We start from the raw sequence: 599 nt of genomic DNA, 5'->3' as shown, positions 1-599 counted from the left end.
GGGTGGATTCTACCTTGAAGTGCGACTTTGCAGCGATATCAATGGCTTATCGCAGGCAAGGAACCGCAGATGAAACGCACCTACTCGCAAATCAGTCTGGATGAACGACGCAAGATCGCACGCTGGCGCCAGGCCGGCGTCGCCGTCGACGTGATTGCCGGGAAACTCGGCCGGCATCGATCGTCGATTTTCCGCGAGCTGCGGCGCAACGCCTTTGAGGATCGGGAGATGCCCGAACTGATCGGCTATTATTGCGTGACGGCCCACAACAAGGCCAAGGAGCGCCGCAGCCGATATCGCAAGCTGGTGCGGTTTCCGCGCCTGCGCTCGGCAATCATCGAGCGGATCAAGCATGGCTGGTCGCCAGAGCAGATCGCCGGCCGACTGCAACTCGAGAGAAGCCCGACACGTGTCTGTCACGAGACCATCTACCGCTTTGCCTACTCGCCCGATGGCCACGAGATGAAGCTGTGGCACTATCTGCCCGAGCGTCGGGCGCGTCGCCGGCCTCGCCATGCCCGGCGACGCTATGGCCGCAGATTCAGCCCGGAACTCAGCATTCTGCACCGTCCGGACATTGTTCGCGAGCGCCAGCAGCT

General features: G+C 61.9%; 1 protein-coding gene. It reads left to right on the top strand.

Features of this window, described 5'->3' with window-relative positions:
- Positions 1–69: 69 nt before the first annotated feature.
- Positions 70–599: IS30 family transposase (locus AC3A4H_RS23605; RefSeq protein ID WP_487768881.1), on the top strand; the 530-nt coding region annotated here is incomplete at its 3' end.

Source organism: Pseudaminobacter sp. Soil_N_29 (assembly GCF_057656055.1).
This window is presented reverse-complemented; position numbering and strand designations above follow the sequence as displayed.